This window comes from Moorena sp. SIO2C4 (assembly GCF_010672485.1).
GTDB lineage: Bacteria > Cyanobacteriota > Cyanobacteriia > Cyanobacteriales > Coleofasciculaceae > Moorena > Moorena producens.
The window spans coordinates 1-2,992 of the sequence record NZ_JAAHGN010000113.1 but is presented as its reverse complement, the minus strand read 5'-3'; the positions used below and the strand labels follow the sequence as shown (position 1 = coordinate 2,992).

General features: G+C 41.2%; 3 protein-coding genes. 2 read left to right on the top strand and 1 reads right to left on the bottom strand.

From position 1 onward, the window contains the following. Together F6K20_RS08850 and F6K20_RS08845 are read left to right on the top strand one after the other, a co-directional pair. Window positions 1–452 (top strand): actin-binding WH2 domain-containing protein (locus F6K20_RS08850; protein WP_287294461.1); only part of this gene is annotated, 452 nt, incomplete at its 5' end. A 205-nt stretch (window positions 453–657) separates the two neighbouring features. Next, the gene (locus tag F6K20_RS08845) at window positions 658–1,374 is read left to right on the top strand and encodes a hypothetical protein (RefSeq protein ID WP_008184811.1); all 717 of its coding nucleotides are present in this window, start codon (window positions 658–660) and stop codon (window positions 1,372–1,374) included. Between the two features lie 241 nt (window positions 1,375–1,615). Here the strand turns inward: F6K20_RS08845 and F6K20_RS08840 are convergent. Beyond that, the coding region (locus F6K20_RS08840) for a reverse transcriptase family protein (RefSeq protein ID WP_287294459.1) at window positions 1,616–2,992 on the bottom strand (1,377 nt) is incomplete at its 5' end.

Genomic DNA, 2,992 nt, shown 5'->3' with positions numbered 1-2,992 from the left:
TACCGACTTTATATTTTTATGAGATTAGCTCAGGCTCTAAACGTAGTTTTGGGCAGTACCTAGCTTTGCTTTTGGCGGCGACATCTGTGATTAGTGTGATGCTATTTGGCTTTGCTCCTATCACTCTATTTTTCCGTCTCTCGATTCATGATTATAAATTTTTTAAGCTCTTAAATATAGTAATCTTTGGCATCACTGGGTTAATTGGTGTCAATGTGTTTTACCAATGTATGCAATTTATCACTGAGCAAGAAGCTGAAGAAAACACATATCGCACTAGGATTCTTAAAGCTTGGTTAGTGCTTTATGGATTTGTTGGGAGCCAATTGGCATGGACTCTCAGACCATTTTTCGGAGCTCTTGGAAAACCTTTTGCGATATTTCGCGACTTAGAAAGTAATTTTTATATGCATGTTTTGCAGTTAATTGGTAAAGTACTGGGTTGGGGTTAAGGCTTGCTATTGATTTGCTGTTTTGAAGCCACACTTGTGGCAGCTATAGCGCTGCCCGCAGCGCTATTTATTCTATCGATAACCGATGGAATTGCTTGGGTGGAAGTAAGAGGAATTGATTTATTCGCGGTGTGGTTTTAAGTACTGGTGGATTATTGGGATTGGTTCAAGATATCAGAAAATGGTGTAACAGGAGCGAGATGATATGTCATCAAATTTAGGGAATTTACAGATTACGTCAGAAGATATCAGAAACCTGGTAGATCTGAATTTTGCTAAGCTTGTGGCTATTGATTTTTGTCGGGGGTTTATCTTTAAGAAGCCTAAGCATATGTTATCGGTTCTGTTAACTGAGATATTTATATTGGGTCTGAGTTTAATTTTATTTTTGCCTCCAATCCTGATTTTTATGAAAAATTCTGGCAATTTGCCTGAAGACCAGGCTGGGACAACGGGGCTATTTAGTCTATTGGTGGGATTGTTTGTGTCAGGAATAGTGATTGGGAATGTATATTTATATAAACAAGGGAAGCGAATTAAGTCTTTGGTTAGGTTAATGGATCAGGTTGATAACTATAATGGTGTGATTAAAGCGATTGAGTTAGCTGAACGGATAGAGGCGATTGAGGGGTCAAGTACTGAGTTGAAACAATCTGAAAGCCGTAAAAAAGTTATTGACTCTCTAGCTATTACTAAACAAAGTTTAGTGAATGCTTTACAAGTAGAAAATTTAATCAGAAGTCATGATAATTTAATTGACAGTCGTCAGGTATTGTTAAGCAATCTTGATGATAATTTTGCTACTTTGATGGCTTTTGAGCTGAGTGAGGAAACTGGTGAGTATGGTCGCTTACTTAATCAGTCTCTTCAGATTGGTATGAGTGTACATAAGGAGGTGATAAATTTACAAGGTAAGCGGTAGTTAGTTGAACGCGATCGCGTGGCCGAAAGGCCAAGGTTGTCTGTCAGAATGCAGAATTAAGAATGCAGAAGGCAGAATGTAGAATGTAGAATGTAGAATGTAGAATGTAGAATGTAGAATGTAGAATGTAGAATGCAGAATTACAAATTCTTAATTCTTAATTCTTAATTCTTAATTCTTAATTCTTAATTCTTAATTCTTAATTCTTAATTCTTAATTCAAAAATAAGGTAAGCTGATACCTAATCCCTATTAGATAACCATTTTTCTTTGATGCGTTGGATTTGTGCTTGAAAGAGGGCTGCTTTTTCGGGATTGACCATGGCGATGAAGTTGGCATAGCCTTGAATCGCTGCGATTACATTACTGGAGTTTCCCCAGTGTTTGCTGTCTGGACCGTCTTTTTCGATTTGATAGAGGGTGGCACGGAAGCGTTTTAATTGTTTTCTGGAAATATTGAGATGGTCGTTGACTACAATTCCTGTTACTTCTTGCTGCTGGGATTTCCGTAGGATTCGGGTCTTTTGTTGATTGATAGTAAACCCTTCGTGAGCTACTACGGAGCTGGTGCGTTTTAGGAGTTTACCGATAAAGCGGAGGCTATTACCGGAGGCGGAAAAGGTGAGATCATCGGCATAGCGGGTGTAAATAAAGCCTAAGTCTGTGGCTAGTTTGGTTAGTCGGTGGTCTAAACGACGGCACAATATGTTGGTAATGGCTGGTGAAGCGGGGGAGCCTTGGGGGAGGTGGCGATCGCTTGTGGCTACGTAGTAGGTTTTGCTATCTAGTTCGACTTCTTCGATGTCCGCTTCTGTACATAGTAATCCAAATACTGTTGCTGCTGCTTCTGAATAACCGAATGACCGGAAAAGTCCTTTGACTCGTTGGTAGGAAATGGATGGGAAGAAGTTTTTGAGGTCAATGTTGATAATGACATCAGCACCAACATGAGGCTGGGCGTTGGTTACTATGGAGCGATCGCGTCGAAAGCCGTGAGCTGCATTGTCTAGTTCTAGTTTTTCTAGTATGTTGCTGAGAATCCAGTGTTGTGCTTGTTTTAGTTTTGGTTTGGGTGCGGAAATTAATCGCTCTCCACCGGTTTTTTTGGGAATCTTGAAACGAATGTAGTGAGATATGGTGGCGGTTTTGCGATTAAATGCGAGAAAGCGTAGTTGTCCGAGGGTAATCCCCATGGCTTGAGCAATTTGTTGGGGTGTGCTAAGCAGCGGTAATTTATAGGTTTCTAATCGTATGCGATCGCTTTCGGTATGGTTTAGACCTGGGGATACTTGCTCACCGAGATAGAGTATTTCCTGTTCCTGGCGTATAGCCCACGCTTCGGCACGTTCGAGCCGTTGTTGTTCCCGTCGTTGTTTGGTTTCCTGACGCTTAAGCCTAGACTGGGCTAACCGTTCTTTTAGCAACCGCTTACGCAGTGCTTGTTCGTTTTGTAGTTTCTTACTTTCTTGGCGCAGTTGGGCTAGTTCTCGCTGGAGTTCTCCCCGCCGTCGAATTTCATCAGCTGGATCTTCTGGCATCTCACCTTGTGCTGGCCAAAATCCGTAGCGAATCATTTCTTCGAGGACGAATTCTTCTTTACCTATTTGGCGGATGCGATC